This window comes from Streptomyces fildesensis, assembly GCF_016107395.1.
GTDB classification, from domain to species: Bacteria; Actinomycetota; Actinomycetes; order Streptomycetales; family Streptomycetaceae; genus Actinacidiphila; species Actinacidiphila fildesensis.
Map to the genome: position 1 here is coordinate 1 of NZ_JAAIKO010000142.1, position 937 is coordinate 937.

The 937-nt window shown below is 67.2% G+C and carries 1 protein-coding gene; it reads left to right on the forward strand.

The window, feature by feature from the left end:
* A partial coding sequence (locus tag C6N31_RS42285; protein WP_306665085.1) for a pyruvate formate lyase family protein occupies positions 1-937 on the forward strand: 937 nt, incomplete at both ends.

A 937-nucleotide genomic window follows, 5' to 3' on the forward strand; every position in this document is an offset into this window, starting at 1 on the left:
CGGCTGATCGAGGTCAAGCGTGCCGAGCGGGCCCTGCTGGACGCCCGGCCCTCCACATCCGATGTCATCCGCGACCGTGAGGAGATCGCCGAACAGATCCGCGCGTTGGGCGAACTGGAACAGATGGCGGCCTCCTACGGCTGCGACGTCACCCGCCCGGCAACCACCGCCCACGAGGCCGTGCAATGGCTCTATCTCGGCTATCTGGCGGCGGTGAAGGAGCAGAACGGCGCCGCGATGTCCCTGGGCCGCACCTCCACGTTCCTCGACGTCTATCTGGCCCGCGATCTGGCCGAGGGCCGGATCGACGAGAGCCGCGCCCAGGAGCTGATCGACGACTTCGTGATCAAGCTGCGCATCGTCCGGTTCCTGCGCACCCCGGAATACGACGCCTTGTTCTCCGGCGACCCGACGTGGGTCACCGAGTCCATCGGCGGTATCGGCGACGACGGTCGGCCGCTGGTCACCCGTACCTCCTTCCGGTTCCTGCGGACCCTCGCCAACCTCGGCCCCGCCCCCGAGCCCAATCTCACCGTCCTGTGGTCCTCACGGCTGCCGGAAGGCTTCAAGCGGTTCTGCGCCCAGGTGTCGATCGACACCAGCTCCATCCAGTTCGAGTCCGATGAGCTGATGCGCCCGCGGACCGGTGACGACACCGCGATCGCCTGCTGCGTCTCGGCGATGGCGGTCGGCAAGCAGATGCAGTTCTTCGGCGCCCGGGTGAACCTCGCCAAGGCCCTGCTGTACGCGATCAACGGCGGCCGGGACGAGATGACCGGCGTGCAGGTCGCACCGGTGTCGACTCCGTTGACCGGCGAGTATCTCGACCCTGATGAGCTGACCGCCGCGTACGACCGGATGCTCGACTGGCTCGCCGGCACGTACGTCAACGCCCTCAACGTCATCCACTACATGCACGACAAGTACGCCTACGAGC